Raw genomic sequence first — 21,087 nt, 5'->3', positions numbered from 1 at the left:
GTGCTGAGCGTATCTAAGTAGAGGGTTGTATCAACACTGCCTGATATATATCCGGGAAATAAGACATTTTGGGTGCGAGAGTAGCATTATGGATGGCTCAACCGTTGCAATTTCTTTAAAGCAAACGTCTCAGTCTTGCCAGTTATTTGGCGGTAAGGCGAGCCAAAGCCATTGGTTTTCCACAATCCCTCCCGAACGCAGAGGATTGCACGGAGAGTTTGACTACTACGGTTTATCCAAACGGGTTTGTCGATGTCTAAATACTAATGCCAACATCACCCTACGGCGCTTGAAGGTACGTCAGCGTGGGCGTGTGGTGGTGCTAAGTGGCCAGGTGGGCTCTCCCCATTTATTGCATCAGATTGTGAATTTAGCCATGTCTGTGGATGGCGTAGATGATGTTGAAACCTACGGTGTGGCCGTGGCTGAGGCCTGTTAGAGTTCGGTAGGGGCAATCCGTAATCGAATCCACGATAGGGCCAAGATCACGACGAAAATAACTAGGCCGATGGTGCAGGCATAGCTCATTTCTAAATTAACGAAGGCCTGTTCATAGACGTAATACACCACCGTTTTGGAGCTGCTTCTGGGGCCTCCCTGGGTCATGATGTACACCTCTTCGAAGACCTTGGTGGCAGAAATCGCCGAAATTACGGCCACTAGAAACATATAAGGTTTCATCAGGGGCAAGGTTATGTCCCAATGTTTGCGCCAGCGCTCCGATCCATCAATGGCGGCGGCTTCGTAGAGATCTTCTGGGATACCTTGTAGACCGGCAATATAAATGACCATGTAATACCCTAGGCCTTTCCAAACGGTGACTGCCATAACGCTAAACAGAGCTAGGTTGGGGCTGGTTAACCAAGGAATGCGGATGTCGTGGCCTGTAACTTGACTCAAAAGCTGGTTGAACAGCCCTGTTTCTGCATAGAGCCAACGCCAGGCAATGCCTGCGACCACCATGGAGATAACGACCGGGGTGTAATAGGCGACGCGGAACCACGTCATCCCTTTGAGTTTTTGATTGACCAGGATGGCAATGAGTAGAGGCGCGATCGCAAGAATGGGCACAACACCGACCAAATAGATAAGAGTATTGCCTAAGGTTTGCCAAAACCGTTCATCTTCCCAGAGCCGCACAAAATTGTCCCACCCCACCCAAAGCGGTGGCTGGGTAATGTCGTAGCCATATTCTGTAAAACTCAGATAAAACGCCTGCAGTGCGGGCCAAAATACAGTGAGTCCCAATACCAGGAGAGCTGGTGCCAGAAATGCATAGGGCGTGAGCCAGCGAGGAAACGAACGCATCATCTAGGTCAGGGGAACCATGGAGAAACGTTTCCAGCATACGGGATGACACCCAGGAAAGGAAAAACCTGCCAGCGTGCCGGCGAGGCCCCACTTACAAAAATCGTCGGTAATCTTGCCCTAAAAATAAAGCTTTTTCCGCATTGCGTCGTCGAGTTAGTCCTGCTAAAACGCGTCCACCCGCCCGGTTCCAGCGGGGAAATTCCTTCGCCGCACCGTAAACATCTCGGCGATTGAGTTTTTTCAGCAGGGTGGAGCTTTTCATCGCGCCAGAACCCACGTTGTAGGTAAACGACACGAGGGCCGCAAACTGGTTGTCATTGATGGGTACCCGTACCGCTTGAATGATCGATTTTTCAAAGCGGGTTAAATCAGTCTTCAAGAGTGATTCTGCCTGGGCCTCACTAATTTCCTGGCCCGGTTTCACACCACGGGTCGTGCCATAGCCAATGGTCCATACACCGACAGCGTCTTGGTATGCCCGCAGCCGTAGGCCCTCGAACGACTTAATCAGCGACACACCGCTAGCGTTGGTTTGGCGTGAGCTACCAGTCGCTGGCGGCGTGGCCTGTTTTGGGATGGCTTTCGGCTCAGGACCCGTTTGAGACACCGTCATACCGCGGGGCGCATCGGCACGACTGAACCACGACTTCATACCGCTGATATTCAGCACTTTTTCGTTGGGGTTTGATTTGGACGGATACTTAGAAATTTTGGAAATGTAGTACCCTCCCTGCATCAAATAGATGGCTTTATCCGTTTCCTTGATCCAAGTGCCCATAGCTCTGTCTAATGTCCCTATTGGTTGTTTTTACCCAGACTTTACTGTATCTAGATGACTAGAATAAGAATGATCAATAAATTTTAGTTTGCCCATGGTTGTGACGTCAGCCCCCTCCGAAATCACCAACCAGCCTGTGGTTAAAAGACTGGCTAATGGTTTGACCATCATTGCAGAGCAAATGCCGACCGCTGCAGTCAATCTCAACATTTGGTTACGTGTGGGGTCGAAAGTGGAATCCGATGCCATTAATGGCATGGCTCATTTTTTAGAGCACATGATTTTCAAGGGTACACCCCAACTTCAATGTGGTGAGTTTGAACGCCTAATTGAAGAGCGCGGGGCGATTACCAATGCGGCAACCAGCCAGGACTATACCCACTATTACATCACCACCGCGCCCAAGGATTTCGCAAAGCTGGCACCGCTCCAGGTGGAACTTTTGCTCAATGCTAAGTTGCACGACAATGATTTTGAGCGGGAGCGACCCGTTATTTTAGAAGAGATTCGCCGGTCTGAAGATAATCCCAGACGGCGTGTTTTTCAGCATTCCATGGTGCTTAACTTTGATCAGTTGCCCTATCGGCGGCCCGTGCTGGGTCCGACATCGGTGATTGAAAACCTGTCGGCAGCCCAGATGCGCGATTTCCACCGTCGCTGGTATCAGCCCCAAAATATGACTGCAGTGGTCGTGGGGGATCTGCCGGTGCAGGAGTTGATTGCCACTGTGGAAGAGAGTTTTGAGCAGGCCCTGGCGAACCGGCACCATGGGAGCCTCAAGGATTCGTTAGAACGGGTGCCGGTGACTACGCCAGAAGAGCCATTTCAGTCAATTGCTCGGGCCGATTATATTGACACGACCTTGCAACAGGCCCGTTTAGTTTTGAGCTGGCGCGTGCCCGGTCTACGGCAGCTATCGGAGACCTACGCCTTGGATGTGGTGGCCTCCATTTTGGGCCAGGGACGCACGGCGCGCTTGGTGCAAGATCTGCGGGAGACGCGGAGTTTGGTAAATAGCATTTCCACTAGCAACATTACCTATGGCGAGCAGGGGGTGTTCTATATTTCTGCGAATTTGGCCATTGAGCATTTAGATGAGGTTGAAGCTGCTGTTTTAGACCATATTCAGCGGCTGCACGAGGAACCCGTGAGCGATATGGAGCTGTGTCGGGTCAGAACCCAGGTTGCCAATCGCTATGTATTTGGCAATGAAACCTCTAGCGATCGCGCCAATATGTATGGCTATTATCATGCGATGACCGGTGATATTGAGAATGCCATCAACTACCCTATGGCGATTCGAACCGTGGATGCTGCGGCCATCCAGTCTGCGGTGCAGCAATACTTGCCAGTGACGGCCTATGGCGCCCTGAGGCTACAGCCTGAGACGAATTAGCGCGATGGAATGATGATGGGCAAAGGGGCCAAAGAGGGCGGCACACTGGCGCCAGCGAGACCGCAGCCCCCTCTGCCTCAGGCACCTTCCCTGGCCAAGGGGAGGACGTTGTTTAATAGAATCCGGTTAGGGATTTTATTTGGGTGCATACACCTAAGGGGTATCAATAAATGGCTGACATTTGGGCCGACATCTCTGCTCACATCGGTCGGGTGACGGGGCAGCCTTTCCACGGTACAAAGACCATGTCGGTCGGTGGGGGCTGCATCAACCAGGCCTATGGGTTAAGCGATGGGCAGCGAACGTTTTTTATTAAGCTCAATCAGGCGAGTAAGCTGGCCATGTTTGAGGCTGAGCTGGCGGGCCTCGAAGAAATGTACAACAGCCAGACGATACGTGTGCCCCAGCCGTTGTGTGCAGGGCTAGCGGGGACTAGTTCCTACATTGTGATGGAGTGGTTGGAGTTGGGCCGTGGCCGCGCTTGGGATGCCATGGGTCGTAACTTGGCCGCGATGCATCGAGTCTCTAGTGATTTAGGTTTTGGCTGGTATCGGGCGAATACCATTGGGGAAACCCATCAGCCCAATGATTGGCAGGATAGCTGGTTAGCTTTTTGGCGCGATCGGCGCTTGGGGCATCAATTTCGGTTAGCAAAACGTCGGGGTGGGTCGTTCCCGAGGCAGCAGCAATTGCTGGCGGCACTGCCGGACCTGTTGGCGGGCCACGATCCTTTGCCCGCGCTTGTGCATGGCGATCTATGGTCGGGCAATGCGTCGCTTACGGCGGCGGGGGAGCCGGTGATTTTTGACCCGGCTATGTACTATGGCGATCGCGAGGTGGATTTGGCCATGACGGAGTTATTTGGCCGATTTCCTGCGGATTTTTATGATGCCTACGAGGCGGCCTATCCCTTAAACTCAGGCTATAAAACGCGCAAAATTCTCTATAATCTGTATCACATCATTAACCATTTCAATTTGTTTGGTGGTGGCTACGAAGCCCAGTCGAATCGGATGATTGACCAGCTTTTGAAGCAAATTCGATAGGGGGTGAGCCGCCCCAGGTAGGGCATCTGCGATCGCAACAACCTCGCGGCCACCCACAACATTGATGGCTCAGCCAAGAAACCAGGGATTTGCCGTTTGATCGAGGTTGGAACGGTACGAGAATTTGATATATTGAAATTCTGCAATTCGGCGGCATGGCCAAGTGGTAAGGCAGAGGATTGCAAATCCTTTATCCCCAGTTCGAATCTGGGTGCCGCCTTTATCCAACTGTTATAAGTTGAATAATCATGCCCAGTGATAGCTGGCGATTTTATTTATGGCAAACTGCTGAACGCATCCAGCAGTTTGTTGCGCACATAGCTGTTATCAGTGACAGCTTCCAGGGATCATCTATGCCTTGAACTCTGTGCACCAAGCTATAAGATTCAAAATCTTTGTTTTTCAAGGATTTTGAATTGCTATGTTCCGCAAACGGGACACCCAAGAAGGGGCCTTCTAATCGAAACCTGCTTTGAGATTGTTAGAACCGTTGGATTAAGGCGCCCACGGTTTTTAATTGTCTATTTGCGGTCATTGTAAAGGCTGTAATAACACCCAAAATGCTCCCAGCCTTCAGCGAGATGCCATTCACCGCTTTCGGTTCGCGTCTGTCCGTCATAATTCATTGTTGCCAAGTATGCCCCTGCTGGGAGGGCTAGGGTATAAGTTGGCCCTGGATCACATTGTTCAGGTAAATCTTGAGACGTGTTGTAATACCGACAACCACCGCATGGTGCAAGGTTAAACGTATATTTAGCATCGGTATCTTTCGCCTTGAGCGTGACTCGCACACCCTCCGGTGAAGTATTTTGAATTGTGACTGCAGAACCGTGATTTAGCTGTTGGTAATAGGCTGGGGCTTCAAGTGCTAATGAGTTTTGGTTAGCTGGCATTTGGAAATTTAACTGCGGTATGGTGAGTCGCAATATTTGGGCAGTCAGTGGCATAGCAATTGCTATCCAAATATTGAAAGAAGGTTGATTGTTTGAAGTATTAACAGCCTGAAACAGCGGTTTTCTGGGGCGAATACTTTTGCTGCGAGTGCGGATGGTCGGTACTTTAGAAATGCTTCCCCGGTCTCTCTGCAAGTCATGGATAATACGTTCTACCACCCAAACAGCTGACCGGCCCCTATATTTTTTCTGATACTCCCGTACCAACCTAATAGATGTATTCCTATCCTTCGTGAGCTTAGTTATCTCCGATATATCAATTTGCATAGTGGGCAGTTTCTAAATATCTCTAACTGGATGCACAAATAGTTAAAACAAACCGGACTCAGGATTCCCTGAGCCGGTTTTTGTCTATTTATCGTCTAACTAAGTTCCGTACTGTCCCCTAGCGTTAGATCCCATCGCGAATCTAGGCATTACTGCCGGGAACTCTGACCTTATCCTCGAACGTTATGCCGTTCTACAGGATTGTGTGCTTATTAGAAAACCCACCACTATGAATAAATTTACGCTGGCTCTTGCCTTTCTCTTAGCCACCTCGGCATCGTCTGCGCAGGCAAACTCCGCCTGTTACATGGAAATGAACGGACGGCATATGGATTTAGGCTACATGTGCGGCGATGGTGCATCATCATCAGCTCCCTTGCCGCCATCATTTGTGCCGACTGAGTCAGAATATGTTGCACCAGACTATGAAATCTTCGAAGTAGTAGAAGAGTCTAACCCTGTATCCTTTGAGCTCATCAGATCCGCATATAACCGAAATAATGGCATGACTACCATCACCGGCTACGCCGTCTTTCCACGATCTTCTGAGTATGGTGACTGGATACAACCAACGATTTACGACAGACGTAACGGTAGCATGATTGCCATTATGCCCACCATAGAACGCACTCGCGGACAACGAAAAATAACTGCCACTGTTGAAGTTCCTGGCCAAGTTATCTTGAAAAATCTAGAAGCCAGGCTATAGCCTGGCATTTTTCAAAAGCTAGATTAGTTAGAAGCTTAAACCAACCTGGTAAATCCCAGGTTGGTTTTTGTGGGTTGTTGCTAGCATTTGGATGATTTGATGTGTTTCATCAGAGAATAGGCCAGTCTATATTGCTTCGCTAACCAGGGTAGCAATGAACGTTAGACTGATTTGCTTGAAGATCAATTAATCCACATCGTAATAAGTTGCATTTGCCCGCTTATGCCTCATCGTGGGAGGGGGCAAAAATTCCTGTTCATAATATCGATAGCCAGTGGGTGGAGCAGGCATCTGAAACGGATAGACAACCGGCACTGTCCGCTCTTCCCGGCGTTGTCTTCCCGATACTAAAACCAGGCAAAGCAATACGGCCCCACCACCAATCACCATCACCAGCAATAGTCCGCCGCCCATCCATAGCAAAATCGTCTGGATATTAGCGCTGCTATCGTTCTGGCTAGATTGTGCCGCTACCAGATGACCGTTTTGCAACGATAGGGTATCCACCGAGCGCTGATATTCCCGCATCTGTGACAACACGGCCCGTGTTTCTTCCTGCTGCTGCTTTAGCTGATTTTCTAAATTACGCGCCAGCATTTCCTGCTGAACCAGCTGATTTTCTAACTTAGCGGTTAGATCGCGCTGACGGTCTAATTCTTGCTTAACGTCTTCGTTCAACCCCTCGTCAACGGTTTGTATGGGCGATTGGGGAACGGGAACGACTGTTTCTGGCGTGGCCGAGCTTGGAGGGACCTCAGCCGCCGATGTCTGAAACCCAACTCTTGCTAGTAGCAATACCAAAACGGCTACACCGGTCGTGGCACATCCAGCCACGAACGCCGTTGTATCTGTCATTGAAGAAGATTTGGGTGACATTAGTTAATTCACTGCCCCCAATCGCTTAAAACAATGATGGATGGGTTTCACAAACATCTAGTACAGACGAATAACGATTATTTGTCTGACTCCTTATTCTAAACATCTCGCCAAGATCCATAAACTTATAGAGATGATTTAGGTTGTGGTGTCAAGGTCTACTTATACTATCGTACGCAAGCAAATGGAACGGGTAATACCGTTAAATTCTTGAAAGATGTACGTTTTTGTGTACCTGATGGTTCCGTGGAGTATACCCTATATTCCTTCTGAAATTCAGAAAACTTACATCTGCCGCAGATGGCATTTACAGTTGGGCGAATTATTTCGATTTTTGCCTGCGAATGCTAGTTAATGGGCCCTGTGGGGCTTTAGGTGAGCCTAAATATATTCACATATAGCTTGGAATTAATTTGTGCAATTAGTAAGGATTTTGGGACATTTTAACCAAAAATGTAAGAATTCTATAAATAGATAGAGCAAAATCTACGATGCTTATTTAATCTATCTATGATTTCAATCTTGACAACAAAAGGTTAAATCAATAAGTAATAAGCCCCCTTACTAGGTACCTCGTTCTTAGGATGAAGGGGTTATTTGAGAATTTGCTAGTCCATGGATATTGCTCCAGAAAAAGTAGCGCATTTGTCAAATCGAGTTGATACTTTACAGCAATTGCTAGAGCAAATTGACTGTAAAGTATCTGATTTGCTAGTGCGCCAGGATTCTAATGTTGAGCCTGGACGTCCCAAGTTTGGGGTAAGTCCCCCCGAGCGTGTGGCGATGAATGGTTTGGAAGAGGCGCTGGACCATAAGGATATTTTGAATGATGAGCCTCATTTTGGTGCGGATCAGCTGACTGGGAATCAGTCTCTATCTCCTGAGGTTCAAGTGCAGCGTTTGACCGCTCAGTTAACGGCGGCTTACAACCGCATTGCTGCATTGGAGGAGCAGTTGCTTACGAAACGAGCCATTAGTAGTTAAAGACAGCTGGCTGATGATGGGGCATGTCTGGAATGTGGCGAGACGGTAATTAGGTTTGCTGGTTGGATTGCGTCGATGAAGAGTCAACGATGTTCAGGCAGCTTTCTAATAATGTTTCTATGGAGCTTAAGAACTTAGGTTGTTGCCAGTTTTGGTATAGATGCCCTGCAATTAAACATCCCCCTGCTCCAACTCCTTCTTTGACGAAGCCTTTTTCAAAAATCTTGAGCTGGGGATAGTTTGACTGTTCGAATGAAATTTCACTACTGATGATTGGCGGTGTGGGAACTGTCGCGGCGAGGGTAAGAAATTGACTGGTGGTATCGTTTACAATCCATCGAGTCGTGCCAATGATGACATTTTCTGGTTCCCATGGGTATTGGCTGCTGAGTTCTTGCAGCATTGTATAAACCGCAATCATTTGACTGCCGCCAGCTAAGAGCACGCCACTATGATGGCTGGCGCTGATGGTCATACCGAGAACAAATGGCTGCATGGGGTCACCAACTGCTGCGATCGCAGCCCATACAGACAAACCTTTAGATAAACTTTGTGCCTTGCTTAATCCGGTGTGGATTAGCACGGCTTTTTGCTGATGATTGCAAGTGGGGTGGCTGCTGCCCATTAATCCGGCCACATCGTAGCCCATGGCAGTGAGCACGGCTTGGGCGGTGGTGGTGCCCGCCACCACGCATTCACCCACGACCAGGTAGCTGCCAGCAAAGCGACGACCCAGGATTTTCCCCCAATGTAGCCCTGCTTCAAATAGGTGTTGTACCTGGGGCAAACTCAGCGCTTGCCCAGAGCTAACGCAATGTGAGATCGCTCCCCCTAGGGGAATATGTGGCACGCTGGGGGCATCGGGCAACCCCGCATCAAACAAATAGATCGGCCACCGTTGTGCTGCCGCCACGGCTCGAGTTAAGAGCGCGGGGGATACGCCTGCGACCAACGGTGGCAATGGATATTGCGCCCCTGCTGTGGGGCCACCATATATAAATTCAGCGTCGGCCAAGGCGGTGAATCGGCGCGCCTGGGGGCTGTTGCCAGCGGCCGAAATGTCGGCAACGAGGGCCGTTTCTGTAAACCCCAGAACACAGACATACCCAGGTTGTTTGCCCCGATAGGTTTGCTGCCACCGTTGGGTGATATCCCTATGGGTGTGGTGCCTAATTAGGGGAGGGTGCAGCGGCGGCGATGGATCAGATGGCCTATTCATCCAAAATTTGCTGTACCCACTGGGGCGGTGGCGGCATGGGGATGCCCATGCGTTCTAACAATATCCAAGCGGTTAAATGGACGGTGAATAAATAAACAACGCTGCTCATAAACACCATGGCAACGGCTGCAATTTGAATAATGCCAGGGCTAGGTTGGCTGATGCCCCCCAAGCTCAGTAAGCCAAAATCTAACAGTCGATTGGTCACCCAGTCGGTTAGTTGCACCACTTGGGCAACTAAATACCCCCACAGGTCTTCCCCAGCCATCCACGACAGCAGCCAAATGCGAAAGAAAATGCCCAGGGTGACAATCAATGCTCCGATGGGCAAAGACAATAGCCACGATGCCTGACGCCGCCAGTGATACCCCAGTTGCACGCCCAGTACCCCGTAGGGAATAACGTAGAGAAGGCTGCGGGGTGGGCCAATTAAAATCCCGAGGAGCAAACCTGAAACAACTGTCGCCATCCAGGCCGAACGATAATTCCAGCGCAGGTACACCAGGGCAATGGGGACTGGAAATAAAATACGCAACAGGGGACCGGGGGGAAAATATAGATTAATCAGCCACATCAAACTAGCGGCACTGGCCAAAAAGGCAGTTTCCACTAGGGCCACAGGTCCCTTGTCCCCCGGAGCCGTGATCGTGGTTGACCTATTGGCGGTAGACACATCCTTCGGATCATCATCTTCGATCCAGGGACGATCTAGGTCCAATTCATCCAATTCATCCGAACTACCGCTACCTGACACACCGGCTGCCTGTTTTTCTGCCTGATAGTCTTCTGGCTGCCCCATGGTGCTTCAATGTTAACCTAACCAAAATCTTAATCTTGAAGCCAAGAATATGGCTAGACCAATAACTTTTCCAATGAATCCAGCGACGGAATGCGAATCAGATCCCGTTCCCGGTTAATCAACCCTTTCTTTTCTAATTTGCTTAAAACGCGGGTTACGGTTTCTCGCGCCAAACCACTTAAGCTACTGAGCTCACGGTGGGGCAAATTCGGAATTTCTACGCCGTCTGCGCCCTGGGTGCCTTGTCCATCGGCCAAAAATAATAAAACATCTGCCACGCGCGATTGGCTATCCGATTCCCGCAGTCGTAGGCGACGATTCACTTGGCGTAACCGTCGTGCCATTAATTTCGCTAAACGAATACCCGCCTGCGGTTCACTGTTGAGCAAGCTGACAAAATCTTGAGCCGGCATACTGCCAATCATGGTCGTTGCCAGGGTAATAACGTCCGTGGAGCGGGGCACCGCTTCGAGGGGCGCCATTTCACCGAACAGCTCACCTTTGCCCAAAATATTGAGCGTTACTTCTTTGCCATCTAGGTTATAGGTGCGGATTTTCACCCAGCCATCCAAAATGAAATAGACCGAGTTCCCCCAATCATTTTCCAATAGCAATACTTGTCCAGCGGGGTGGCGCCGTGTCACAACCTGCGCAGTTGCCTGCTGAACAGTAGCTTCAGGTAACGCTTGGAAAAATGGAGCCGTTGCAATCAGGTTTTCACTGGCTGAACTATCTCGGGTGCCGAATCTGCTGTCCATAGGAGGGGGAGGCCATGATTACGTGGACTCATTAAACAAGAAAATTAAACATAGAGATCATTATTTAGACGATCGATGTTTGGCACAATGCGTAGCCAAACCCCCGTTGACCTCATCCAAATGATGCTTGGGGAAATGCAAAAACCCTGAGGATTGTGCCCGAAAGCATCCGTGCTGGGTTAAACCAGCTTAATAGTTAAGACAACGGCTCCCCTAAACATGCAGGATTAGTTTGTCTTTAGTTCACTATGTGTTTGCCTAAATCAGGGTACAGCACGATTGCATTATCCTCCTATCCCCCTCGGCTCTTAACGTAACTTCATATGCTGGCTGTAAGCCGGGGCCTATCGACTAGGATGGCATGCATCTCAAGGTGCATTGCTAGATAGCGCTGATCCTCAATGGCATTGTCAGGATTTTTCCCTAGATGCCTGTAGATAGGAGGAAATTGTGATTTTTTAGCCAGCCTGCTTTACACTTTGGGCATTCCATAGGTTGGTGTTGCCCTGTCCTTGATGGGGCGGGTACCCTCCGCTTTGCAGAGTTCGTTGTTGAAAGGCCTCACTGTGACTTCTCAAAAGGATCAAATCCAACGCCTAATTGCTGAAATAGAAGCTACCCTAGCCAAGCCAGCGTCTCGCTTATCGTTGGGTTTGTCGGGGGAGGCAGATCGACAGCGGCAGCTTCTGAGTAAGCTCTCTGACTATTTGCAATCCCTAGATCAAGAATTGGAGTCTCCGGGTGGTTGGGGTCCCTTAGATCCTGGCACAGGTCAGCTGGTTTCGCCTCAGCCGTCTAATAGTGCTGCTAAGACTGAGCAGGAAGCCTCTCAGGTTTTGCAGGAATTAATGCTGGAGATGCGCTATCTCCGTGAAAATTCCCTGCGGCCCATGCGTCAAGAGCTGGAGGTATTGCAACAAAAGCGGGAAAGTCTGCAGGCGGAGTTGAATGTGCTGGAGGCTCAGCAGCGTGGCAATTCGGTGGTTCCGTTGCACTCTGAGGAGCAGCTCACGGCCTTTTTGGAAACCTTGATGCAGCGTCTGCAGGAGCAGTTGTCGACGCAGATGGTGCAAAATATTGCCACCATGGAGGCCGCCGCCGTCGAGCAGCTGTCGACGTCAGAAAATCCGGCACCGTTGCTATCGGGTCAGCGATTAGAGCAAGTGCGATTGTTGCAGGCCCAGTCGGATCATCTGCTTTTAAAGTTAGATGCTACGTTGGCCGCTGTTTTTGACTCTTTGCAAAAGAGCGTGGATAGTTATCGCGACTCTTTGGAGGAAGGGCTATCCCAAATGCATGGTTTGGGTCGTCAAGGGGAAGTTATTTTCCATGCGTTTGTGAATCATTTGGCGCAACAGCTGGGGCAAGATGCGTCTTCTTATTTGGCTGGGGATTTAGCGTCTGAGCAGAAGAACGTTGCCCAGGAGCCGATTCCGGGTGGGGTGGAAGTTGATTTGGATCCGATTCAATTGGATGAGTTGGACCAGGCCCTGGAAAATTTAGCGTTAGAAGAAGAAATTGGCGCGCCAACGACTCAGCCGGCCATTGGTATCGATCCAGATTTGATGCTGGATGATGAAGCGCCTCAAGGGGATGGCGAGGTTGCGCCGGGGCAAACGGGTGATGATCTTGCGGTGGATCCTGATTTAGCGCTCCTGGACGATGATCTGATTCTGGATGGTGATCTTAACTTTGAGGAAGATGCCCCTGGCCTGGAGATGGGGATTCAGAGCCTGGAAGCTTTGGAGGACGGGGCGGTTCAATCTGGGGATTTGCCGGGGCCGTTGGAAACTGCGATCGCAGATGCTAGCGCTTCTGGTGCCAATGATGATGATCTGAGCGCCGATAAAATTCCACTATTTGACGATCAAGAGGCTGCCCTAGCGTCCCAAAGCGATGCATCCTTAAACTTGGATGCTGGCCTAGGCGATATGGATGAGAGTCTGGGACTATTGGCCCTGGGGGCAGACAGCGCCACCGAATCAACCCTCTCAGATGAAGCACTAGAGTCCATCGTCCTATCTCCAGAATCCGACGATGGAGAACTATTTACATTTAATACGGGCTTTGATCTGTCCGAGTCGTCTGTAGATCTGTCGGAATCAGAAGCCGATGGCCCAGAGGCCGATGGCCCAGAAATTGCTAGCCCAGAAATTGCTAGCCCAGAAATTGCTAGCCCAGAACTCGATGGCCCCGCCGCCGATGGCCCAGCTGCCGCGGCTCCAGAGCAACCCAATGCAAGCCCTCTGTCCGAGGATCTGCTGGCATTCAGTTTCGCCGATGACGATGTCGCCCTGGAAGAGACAAATCTTGAGCTGGCTGAGCCGCTGACTGACACGGAACTGCTGGATGCTAGCCAGGTTGCAGAAGACTGGCTATTTGATCAATCCGATGATGCTCAAAATGATGCCGTAGGCGATGGCACAGCCCCAGATCCAGCCTTGGTGGCAGAGGATTTGGATGATGGGGGAGACCCTGAGCTGGAGCCAACGGTTGAAAACCTGTTTGGCGATAGTATTGCGGCGCCCCTCGACTCCGACGCTACGCCCGTGGACCAGCCGGATACGGTGGTGTCTTTGGAGGAAATTCTCCCGGAGACCCCGTTGGGTACGGTCGATGTCTCAGAAAATGTGCCTGATGATGTTTATATCCCGGCTTCAGCCGATGAGGATTTAATCAATCTGGTGGAGACAGATACTGAGCAGCGTTTACTGATTGAGTTAGCTGACAAGCAATTGGTAGAACAGCTGGATGAAGATCTCCAAAAATTAGCCAGCGACTCCTTGGATTCTGACTATGGTGTCGACGATGACGATGCCCTGGAACCCATTGACCAAAACACCCTGGAAACTATTGTTCGGGATTTAGAAATTGAGGATGTGGGGCTGATCGACTCATCTGAGGGAGAGGATGCAGATGAGGGCCCCTTCGAGCAGGGGCTAGTGGAGCAGGGGCTAGTCGATGCAGACCCTGCAGCTCAAGACCTGGTGGTGGATGCTTTACCTGAGACTCCGCTGGTAGAGGACCAGAGCGATCGCGATCTATTTGGCTCATTTACAACCGATGCGTTGGCTGTTGATGCTGATGCGTTGGCGGTGTCGAGTGATGGTGACCAGGAAGCTAGGGTAGACTTGCCCGAATTCGATCAAACCTTCGATTCTTTTGGGGATGACGGTGACTCGTTGGACGATGCTATTCCCGATTCTCTTGCGGATGAGCTCGCCGATCTGAGTCAGCAGTCCAATGCCCTGTCTGAACAAATTGATGACACTGATATCCAACTCCTATCCGATTTAGAGGAACCGGTGGTGGCCCTGGATGAGTTAGCCACCGAGGTGCCCACCGTAGAAAATGCTGCCCCCCATTTAGATTCAGCCTCGACGCCAGACGTTCCCTTGGATGGCGAGGGCGCTGATGGGGAAGACCTAGATTCTTCTGAGTTTTTGCAGGCTGAGCAACAGGCATTCTGGCAAACGTTAGCCAATGGTGACAGCGGTGCCGATGGGGCCAATCTTACCGCTGAGGCGACCGACGTGGCTCCTTTGGCCGAGCTTTCCTTGGGAGTAGATCCATTGGCTGCCACATCTGAGGCCACCTCTGATGCGGAACCAGATTTTGACGATTTATTGGTGTTAGACGATCTAGATGTCTCCAGTGAAGAACCCTCCAGCGAAGGCAATCTGGATCTAGGGGACTTAGATGACTTGTTTGGGCAATCCACGTTGCCCGATTTAGAAGAGTTGGATCAAGATAGCCTTGATATGGCTCCCACTGAGCCGGCTGATCCCTTAACCGTTTTAGGCTTAGATACGTCGTCGTCCACCGAAATGCGATTGCCCCAGGTGGACGCCCCTGATGCTTTCGTTGACCGGGATGTTGAGACCTTGGCGGATGTCCCATCTGCTGATGTCGATCTAATACCTGAGTCAACGGCGGATGTATCCCTGGCGTCTTCGGTGCCCCCGGTGAAAACAGCGCTGCCGGTAGTAGATATTGAAGGGGCTTGGTTTTTAGGGTTAGATGTGGGCTCCACCGGATTATCTGCGGTGCTGATGAATCGTCGCACAGGCCAGGTGTATCCCCTTTACTGGCAGATGGATTCGTCTGAGGCGAAGCACTTTCGCTTGCCAGCGATGGCTGTGGTGACGGCGGCCCAAGAAACGGTGGCGGTGGGCCATGATGCCCTGGGCGATCTGGAAGACTTGATGGATGCCTTTGGGCCAAAGATGGCTGACTTGATCGGGGTTAATCGTTTGAAGCCCCTGCTGAAAGTGGCGGTGGGCCATGGCCAAACCTTGCCCAATTCGGATCCTTGGCTCCGCTGGTCCGATACGGTGGAGCTGCCGATGTTGCAAGTGTTGCAGTCAATGGTGGCGTTGCTTAAGTCCGTGGTGGATCGTGGGCAGGCGGTCGGGTTGGATGGCGATAACCTGGCCCAGGTGTGGACCAAGCTGCAGGGGGTGATTGTGGGCTATCCGACCAATTGGCCTGATACCTACAGTTTTAATTTGCGGGAAGCGATTTTGATGGCGGGCATCATCACTCAGCCCGAGCAGATTGTGTTTGTGGAAGATTCCATTGCCACGGTACTGTCTGGGTTGCCCGATCCTAATGAGGTGTCGGTTGCCGAAACGGTCTCCTTATCCCGTCAGCCCAGTTTGTATAACTGTCAATGGCAGGACGGCACGGTGGTGATCAGTGCCGGTGCGACGATGACGGAACTGGGGCTAGTTCATGTGCCGAAGGATCTGTCCAGTCTAAATTATGGCGATTTTGCCCTCCGCAGTTTTGCCTATGCTGGCGATGCGCTGGATCAAGATATTATCTGCCAGCTGTTGCTGCCAGCGGAACGTAGTCAACCCTTGGGGGCTGATGATGTTGCCACCACGTCTTGGGATTGGCAGGGGCACCTATCTAGCGAAGATGGGGATTGGAGTCAGCTACGGTTGAATGACCTGACCCTACCGGCTGTGGGACATGTGGACTGGGCCCAGCGCTATCGTCTACAGCATCGACTGTTGACGTCGAATTTGGGGCAAAGTTTGTTAGCGGTTGCCCGGCATTTGAAGTTAGTGCTGCAACAAAAGAGCCAGGCACGCATTACCTTGGCGGGGCAGCAATGGTTGATTAAGCGCAGCCATTTGGAACAGCTGGTCTTTTTGCCCTACATTCATCGTATTAATCGTTATTTGAATGTGCTGCTAAGTCAGCATACGGTTGATGCCCAAGCGATTAAACAGGTGGTTTGCACCGGTGGGTCTGCTTCGTTGCCCGCCATTGCCCGGCTGTTACGGTCGAAGTTTCCCAATGCCACGATTATTCAAGATACCTACGCGGCGGAACTCCCCCAAAGCTGTAGCCGTGTTGCCTATGGCTTGGTGAATATTGCGCGCTATCCCCATGTGTTTAACATCACGCGTCAGCAGTATAGTGACTATTTCTTGCTGATGGAATTGTTGCGAGTCTTTCCTCAGCAGCCCTTGCCCGTGGGGGCGATTATGCATCTGTTGGAACAGCGCGGCATCAATACCCAGGCTTGCCATTTGCATATTTTGGCGTTGTTAGAGGGCCATTTACCCCCGGGGCTCGTGCCTACGACGGCGGATCGTGGTTTGATTTGCGATCGCACCACCGACTTACCCACCTATCGTGCACTACTCCAAACGCCGCTGTTTAGCAAAACCGTAACCGAGTCAGGTGGGCAGATTTACATTCCCAATGAAGCCCAAGCAGAACAATTACGAGCCTACTGTAATCGCCTTTTGCTGCATAAGGCTCAAACATTAGAGGAACCCTTGATTGCCCATCTTGAAGTAGCTGTTTAGGCTGAGTTTAAGACGTTGGTTATAGTCTTGCAGGTGCCCATGGTTGGGGCTGCATTCACGACATTTCCGCTATTCCAAAATCACTAAAAAAGCGACTGAGTAAATCCCAGTCGCTTTTTCGTGTATGGCTAAAATTTAGCGTGCGTTATAGGCCCTTCGTAAAAGTTTTAGCCTAGCCTGATGGGTCAAGCAACAACCCCTTTACTCATCGTCCTCATCCTTATTCCCATCTAATTGAATAAGATGAATGTGCTTGTACCCTAGCTTGATTTCGAATTCATCGCCCGGCTTCAATCCCATTTCCTGGGTATAGGTGGAGCCAATAACAATCTGGCCATTTTTATGGACGCTAACGCGATAAGTTGGTTCACGCCCGCGACCATCTTTTGTGCTTTCTGGTCCTAGAGGAATTCCCCGTGCCGCTAGTAAAGCATCATAAAAATCGGTTAAATTTACCCTAACCTGTTTATCTTTAGTAATGCTGAAATACCCACACTCCTTAGCTTTTTCGCGCTTAGGTAGATGGGTGATTTCCTTCATTTTTTGAAGTAAAGCTTTCCCTGTTAGTGGCGTGGTTTTGCTATCAGCCATCGGATTTGAAGATTGAATGAGTTAGAGCTAAAAAGATTGATTGTAGTTGATTCGCCCAAAAAAAATGGACCAAAAACTTTTGACTTTTAACCTATGATAGATAGATTTTTTAGATAGGACATGATTATAACAGACAAAAAACACGTTTATCTAGAAGTATGCAAAGTCAACGTATTATTAAAGTTAAATGCCAAATTTTTAGTGCAAAAAACTAATTTTAGAAAAGCTGATTGCCATGGTCTAAATACCTAGCCTATGTACAAAAAAGTAATGCTTGGATGTTAGCTATACTCTTGTTTTTACTGAATTTAGAAGTCCTATATCTTTCAGGGGACAGTCTTTAAAGTATTTATTTTTTGGGACTGTATGAAGATTTTTGCATTGTTTTATCTTAAAAACCAGGTTGAATTAAAGATTTAAAACAACGCTATATATCAAAGATTAAGCTGGCAATAGAAAGGTTTGAATTTTTAGCCATAGGTCTGCTTCACCTATTAAGGTGTGATGCCCCGTGACTGTTTGGAAAGGCGCAATCACTCAGGTTTGATGGGCAGACCTACCGGGTAGTCTGCAGCAGCAGCGATATTATAGGTAAGTTAATGGCGATGGCCTTCGGTAGAATGGTGAGGCTTTTAGGTAGCTAGCAATTTTTGATGGTAAATATGTCCAGTTCTGATTCTACACAGCCCGATTTGTCTGCAGCCGCTGAGGACGACGGCAATCAACCTGGGTTTGGATGGACTGTCTACGCAGAACGCATTAATGGTCGTTTTGCGATGGTCGGTTTCCTGGCTTTATTGATCCTAGAAATCTTTACCCGGCAAGATTTTTTTACATGGCTGGGGTTGCCATAGGAGTTAGCGAACACTGATTTGATATTGTCCCTGTCCCTGTTGATCGTAAGCGTTAACAATGATGCGATACTCCCCGGTATAGGGTAAAGCAATTCGGATGGAGGAGTTCGTATTGCTTTGGGAAATGTCATCACTTTCTGCCAGCTTGTTGCCTTTATTATCAACCAGTAGCAAGTATGCATCAAACTCTTCGCTGTTGAGGTTGATTGTGATATTTTGGCCACGCTCGCCACTAAATAAATATTCATCGTAGAGGCTGTTATCGGTGAGGCGCCTATCTTGATTGCTTAAGGTGCCGTCCTCATTGATCAAGTAAGGGTTATTGGCTCTGTTGCTGCTACCGCCGCTGCTACGGACCGTGAGTTCGTATTGTCCTTGTTCGCGTGCGCCATAGGAATTGGCAAAGACAAGGTAGGTCCCACTATTGGGCAGGGTGATGTCTAAACGCGCATTGCGACTATTGGAATTGTCGTCGTTTTCGCCTAAGTATTCTTGATTGGGTCCATATAGGAGCAAGTAGGAATCTAGCTGGCGACTGCTCATCGTAATGCTGATGCGTTGCCCGGCTTGGCCTTCAAAGCTATGAACGTTGAAATAGCTGTTGTCGGGTAGCACATTACTGGTGTTGTCGAGGCTGGCGCGGGTGGTTTCTCCGTCAATGCGGATGGGAGAGGGTGCTTTGAAGTTTTGGGATGGGCGGGACGCGACTGTACTGGCTGTTCCGTTTTCGATAGCGTTGATAAATGGCTGAATTTCGGATGTTGCGATCGCAAAGCCAATACCGATATTCCCCACATTTTCCCCGGTGCTAAAAATAGACGTATTGACCCCAATCAGTTCACCCGATCGATTGAGTAAGGGGCCGCCTGAATTGCCTGGATTAATCGCCGCATCCGTTTGAATCAATCCTCGTTCTGGATCAATACGACTCACAATGCCCACGGTGAAGGTCCCTTGCAGGCCAAAGGGATTCCCAATGGCAAAGGCTTGCTGACCTACCTGGGGACTGGCGTTTTCCAAACGGATGGTGGGAAATACAGTATCCCCCCCTTCAATTTCAACGGCGGCCAAGTCCAAATTGTTGTCCGCATACCCCACGACACGGCCTGAAAACTCACGACCATCCGCCAATCTAATAGTGACTTCTCGAGCATTTCCCACCACGTGGGCGTTGGTTAAAACTAAACCCTCCGACGTGATGATGCTTCCACTGCCTGTACTGTCGCCTGCATCAATGGCAACAACGGCAGGACTTGCCTGTTGATAGACCCGAATGTTGGTATTTTCATCAATTTGCTGAGCGTTCGCGACAGTTGGCACCAGTCCATGTTGCCAACTCAGCTGAGTCCCAATGACAGTCCATCCCAAGGCACATGCCAATAGCCCGGTGCAGGATTTAAAAACAATGGATGCCATGACTGTATTAACGGAGTGAACGACTTTTTTACAAGATACTCTGGGTGTTCAAACTATTCCGGTAACCATCATAAGATTTACGCTTTTTGCACAAAAAACGGCAGCAGTTTAACTGCTACCGTTTTTTCTAAAATTTTTATGGGAGAAATTATCTCTACTAGCTGTTTCTAAGCTAGACCAGTATTAGCGCCGGGCTTCCCAGTAGCCAATTCTACCTTGACAATTTTTCCACCCATTTTTTGAATTCGCTGCTGTTCACGAAACCAGCTGTCGTAGGGAACGAGCTTAGTAAAAAAAGTATTCTGAAGCTCACGCTGGGTGCGAATGCGAGATTGACTCGGCACACAGGCAGTAACCCGAAACATACGCATAGTAGAGATGTCTCCTAATCTCAAACAAAAACCTTATTTTGCAAATTAATTGCGAATAGCTAAAGACCTAACCTATTGAACGATTTGGCCCCAGCCTAATTTGGCTAAATATCAGTTGAGTGACTACACTAGCGCTGTTCAACTAGATGTCAATTCTCAAACTGCCCGTACATAAAGTCTGTCTAATTAAATTCTAGGATCTTAGAAAAACGATTTCTACGCTTTAACAATCCAGAAATAGACCGAAAATATCGGAAGTCCGACAACCAATGACCGTTACAAAAACCTCTTAGAAAAAAGACTATGCAATCAACACTCGTTTCAGACTTCCGAATCTGGCTTAGATCAACCAACTTTGGCTAATCAAACCACATTTTTACGACCTAGCTAAGGCCAGAGCAAATGTAGTCGAAGTAAACGCCCATTTCCTTACCAGCGTCAGCGCCAACAACACTAGCAGTAACTTCTTTCATAGCTTGGATAGCTTGAACAGTTGCACCAACGGGTACACCCAAGGAGTTATAAGTTTCCTTTAGGCCGTTTAGTACACGCTCATCCAGGATGGAAGGGTCACCAGCCAACATTGCGTAGGTGGAGTAGCGTAGGTAGTAGTCCAAGTCGCGGATGCAAGCAGCATAGCGACGAGTGGTGTACATGTTGCCACCAGGACGGGTGATATCGGAGTAAAGCAGAGCTTTAGCAACAGCGTCCTTAACAATCTCGGAAGCGTTAGCACCGATTGCAGTCGCCGCACGAACACGAAGTTCACCAGTCTGGAAATAAGCAGCTAGCTTATCCATGGAAGACTGATCAAGATATTTACCTTGAACGTCTGAAGAATTAATTACAGCAGTAATCGCGTCTTGCATGATCTATATTCCTTAGTGAAAATTAACGAAGTGGCTCAACAATGTGACCGGCAAATGACAATAAC

Annotated in this window: 18 protein-coding genes and 1 tRNA gene; 8 read left to right on the top strand and 11 right to left on the bottom strand. The window is 49.5% G+C overall.

What is annotated here, in order from left to right; genetic code table 11:
* Positions 1-88: 88 nt before the first annotated feature.
* Positions 89-439, top strand: a complete 351-nt coding sequence (locus tag IXB28_RS12690) for a BON domain-containing protein (protein ID WP_215618962.1) — start codon at positions 89-91, stop codon at positions 437-439.
* Here IXB28_RS12690 and IXB28_RS12685 read toward each other — a convergent pair.
* Together IXB28_RS12685 and IXB28_RS12680 are read right to left on the bottom strand one after the other, a co-directional pair.
* The gene (locus tag IXB28_RS12685) at positions 436-1,311 is read right to left on the bottom strand and encodes a carbohydrate ABC transporter permease (RefSeq protein ID WP_246559766.1); all 876 of its coding nucleotides are present in this window, start codon (positions 1,309-1,311) and stop codon (positions 436-438) included. The two genes, IXB28_RS12690 and IXB28_RS12685, sit on opposite strands and share 4 nt — an antisense overlap.
* Before the next feature lie 91 nt (positions 1,312-1,402).
* Positions 1,403-2,089: a lysozyme gene (locus IXB28_RS12680; RefSeq protein ID WP_215618961.1), complete on the bottom strand. Its 687-nt coding sequence runs from the start codon at positions 2,087-2,089 to the stop codon at positions 1,403-1,405.
* A 94-nt stretch (positions 2,090-2,183) separates the two neighbouring features.
* Here IXB28_RS12680 and IXB28_RS12675 point away from each other — a divergent pair, with 94 nt between their 5' ends.
* From IXB28_RS12675 to IXB28_RS12665, 3 genes are all read left to right on the top strand, one after another.
* A complete protein-coding gene (locus IXB28_RS12675) occupies positions 2,184-3,485 on the top strand; it encodes a M16 family metallopeptidase (protein ID WP_215618960.1) in 1,302 nt (433 codons plus the stop codon).
* Positions 3,486-3,664: 179 nt separating this feature from the next.
* Complete coding sequence (locus IXB28_RS12670) at positions 3,665-4,531, top strand: fructosamine kinase family protein (protein ID WP_407659201.1); 867 nt, start codon at positions 3,665-3,667, stop codon at positions 4,529-4,531.
* A 149-nt stretch (positions 4,532-4,680) separates the two neighbouring features.
* Positions 4,681-4,751, top strand: a tRNA-Cys gene (locus IXB28_RS12665).
* Positions 4,752-5,052: 301 nt separating this feature from the next.
* On the opposite strand, the gene IXB28_RS12660 is transcribed toward IXB28_RS12665, so the two are convergent.
* Positions 5,053-5,643 (bottom strand): hypothetical protein, encoded by a 591-nt coding sequence (locus IXB28_RS12660; protein WP_215618958.1) that lies wholly within the window; start codon positions 5,641-5,643, stop codon positions 5,053-5,055.
* A gap of 337 nt (positions 5,644-5,980) precedes the next feature.
* Here IXB28_RS12660 and IXB28_RS12655 point away from each other — a divergent pair, with 337 nt between their 5' ends.
* On the top strand, positions 5,981-6,460 hold the full coding sequence (locus IXB28_RS12655; RefSeq protein ID WP_215618957.1) for a hypothetical protein: 480 nt from the start codon (positions 5,981-5,983) through the stop codon (positions 6,458-6,460).
* A gap of 186 nt (positions 6,461-6,646) precedes the next feature.
* On the opposite strand, the gene IXB28_RS12650 is transcribed toward IXB28_RS12655, so the two are convergent.
* Positions 6,647-7,315, bottom strand: a complete 669-nt coding sequence (locus tag IXB28_RS12650) for a tol-pal system YbgF family protein (protein WP_215618956.1) — start codon at positions 7,313-7,315, stop codon at positions 6,647-6,649.
* A 636-nt stretch (positions 7,316-7,951) separates the two neighbouring features.
* Here IXB28_RS12650 and IXB28_RS12645 point away from each other — a divergent pair.
* Positions 7,952-8,320 (top strand): hypothetical protein, encoded by a 369-nt coding sequence (locus tag IXB28_RS12645; protein WP_215618955.1) that lies wholly within the window; start codon positions 7,952-7,954, stop codon positions 8,318-8,320.
* Between the two features lie 49 nt (positions 8,321-8,369).
* Here the strand turns inward: IXB28_RS12645 and cobT are convergent, their stop codons facing one another.
* From cobT to IXB28_RS12630, 3 genes are read right to left on the bottom strand one after another with little or no spacing between them, the layout of a single operon-like run.
* Positions 8,370-9,539: a nicotinate mononucleotide-dependent phosphoribosyltransferase CobT gene (gene cobT / locus IXB28_RS12640; RefSeq protein ID WP_215618954.1), complete on the bottom strand. Its 1,170-nt coding sequence runs from the start codon at positions 9,537-9,539 to the stop codon at positions 8,370-8,372.
* Positions 9,532-10,338 (bottom strand): DUF2232 domain-containing protein, encoded by an 807-nt coding sequence (locus tag IXB28_RS12635; RefSeq protein WP_215618953.1) that lies wholly within the window; start codon positions 10,336-10,338, stop codon positions 9,532-9,534. Before IXB28_RS12635 ends, cobT begins: the two co-directional genes overlap by 8 nt.
* A gap of 53 nt (positions 10,339-10,391) precedes the next feature.
* The gene (locus IXB28_RS12630) at positions 10,392-11,096 is read right to left on the bottom strand and encodes a Crp/Fnr family transcriptional regulator (protein WP_215618952.1); all 705 of its coding nucleotides are present in this window, start codon (positions 11,094-11,096) and stop codon (positions 10,392-10,394) included.
* Between the two features lie 566 nt (positions 11,097-11,662).
* On the opposite strand from IXB28_RS12630, the gene IXB28_RS12625 reads away from it, so the two are divergent.
* On the top strand, positions 11,663-16,921 hold the full coding sequence (locus tag IXB28_RS12625) for a hypothetical protein (RefSeq protein WP_215618951.1): 5,259 nt from the start codon (positions 11,663-11,665) through the stop codon (positions 16,919-16,921).
* Between the two features lie 201 nt (positions 16,922-17,122).
* Here IXB28_RS12625 and IXB28_RS12620 read toward each other — a convergent pair whose 3' ends face one another.
* A complete protein-coding gene (locus tag IXB28_RS12620) occupies positions 17,123-17,512 on the bottom strand; it encodes an AbrB family transcriptional regulator (RefSeq protein WP_215618950.1) in 390 nt (129 codons plus the stop codon).
* A gap of 662 nt (positions 17,513-18,174) precedes the next feature.
* Here IXB28_RS12620 and IXB28_RS12615 point away from each other — a divergent pair.
* Positions 18,175-18,366, top strand: a complete 192-nt coding sequence (locus tag IXB28_RS12615) for a chlorophyll a/b-binding protein (RefSeq protein ID WP_215618949.1) — start codon at positions 18,175-18,177, stop codon at positions 18,364-18,366.
* Positions 18,367-18,369: 3 nt separating this feature from the next.
* Here IXB28_RS12615 and IXB28_RS12610 read toward each other — a convergent pair whose 3' ends face one another.
* From IXB28_RS12610 to apcB, 3 genes are all read right to left on the bottom strand, one after another.
* Positions 18,370-19,782 carry a trypsin-like peptidase domain-containing protein gene (locus IXB28_RS12610; RefSeq protein WP_215618948.1) on the bottom strand — a complete coding sequence of 471 codons (1,413 nt, stop codon included), beginning with the start codon at positions 19,780-19,782 and terminating at the stop codon, positions 18,370-18,372.
* A gap of 167 nt (positions 19,783-19,949) precedes the next feature.
* Positions 19,950-20,153 (bottom strand): phycobilisome linker polypeptide, encoded by a 204-nt coding sequence (locus tag IXB28_RS12605; RefSeq protein ID WP_215618947.1) that lies wholly within the window; start codon positions 20,151-20,153, stop codon positions 19,950-19,952.
* A gap of 383 nt (positions 20,154-20,536) precedes the next feature.
* Positions 20,537-21,022: an allophycocyanin subunit beta gene (gene apcB / locus IXB28_RS12600; protein WP_215618946.1), complete on the bottom strand. Its 486-nt coding sequence runs from the start codon at positions 21,020-21,022 to the stop codon at positions 20,537-20,539.
* Between the last annotated feature and the right edge of the window lie 65 nt (positions 21,023-21,087).

This window comes from Leptothoe kymatousa TAU-MAC 1615, assembly GCF_018739865.1.
GTDB lineage: Bacteria > Cyanobacteriota > Cyanobacteriia > Phormidesmidales > Phormidesmidaceae > Leptothoe > Leptothoe kymatousa.
The sequence above is the reverse complement of the archived record's forward strand: the minus strand, read 5'-3'. Positions and strand labels throughout refer to the sequence as shown.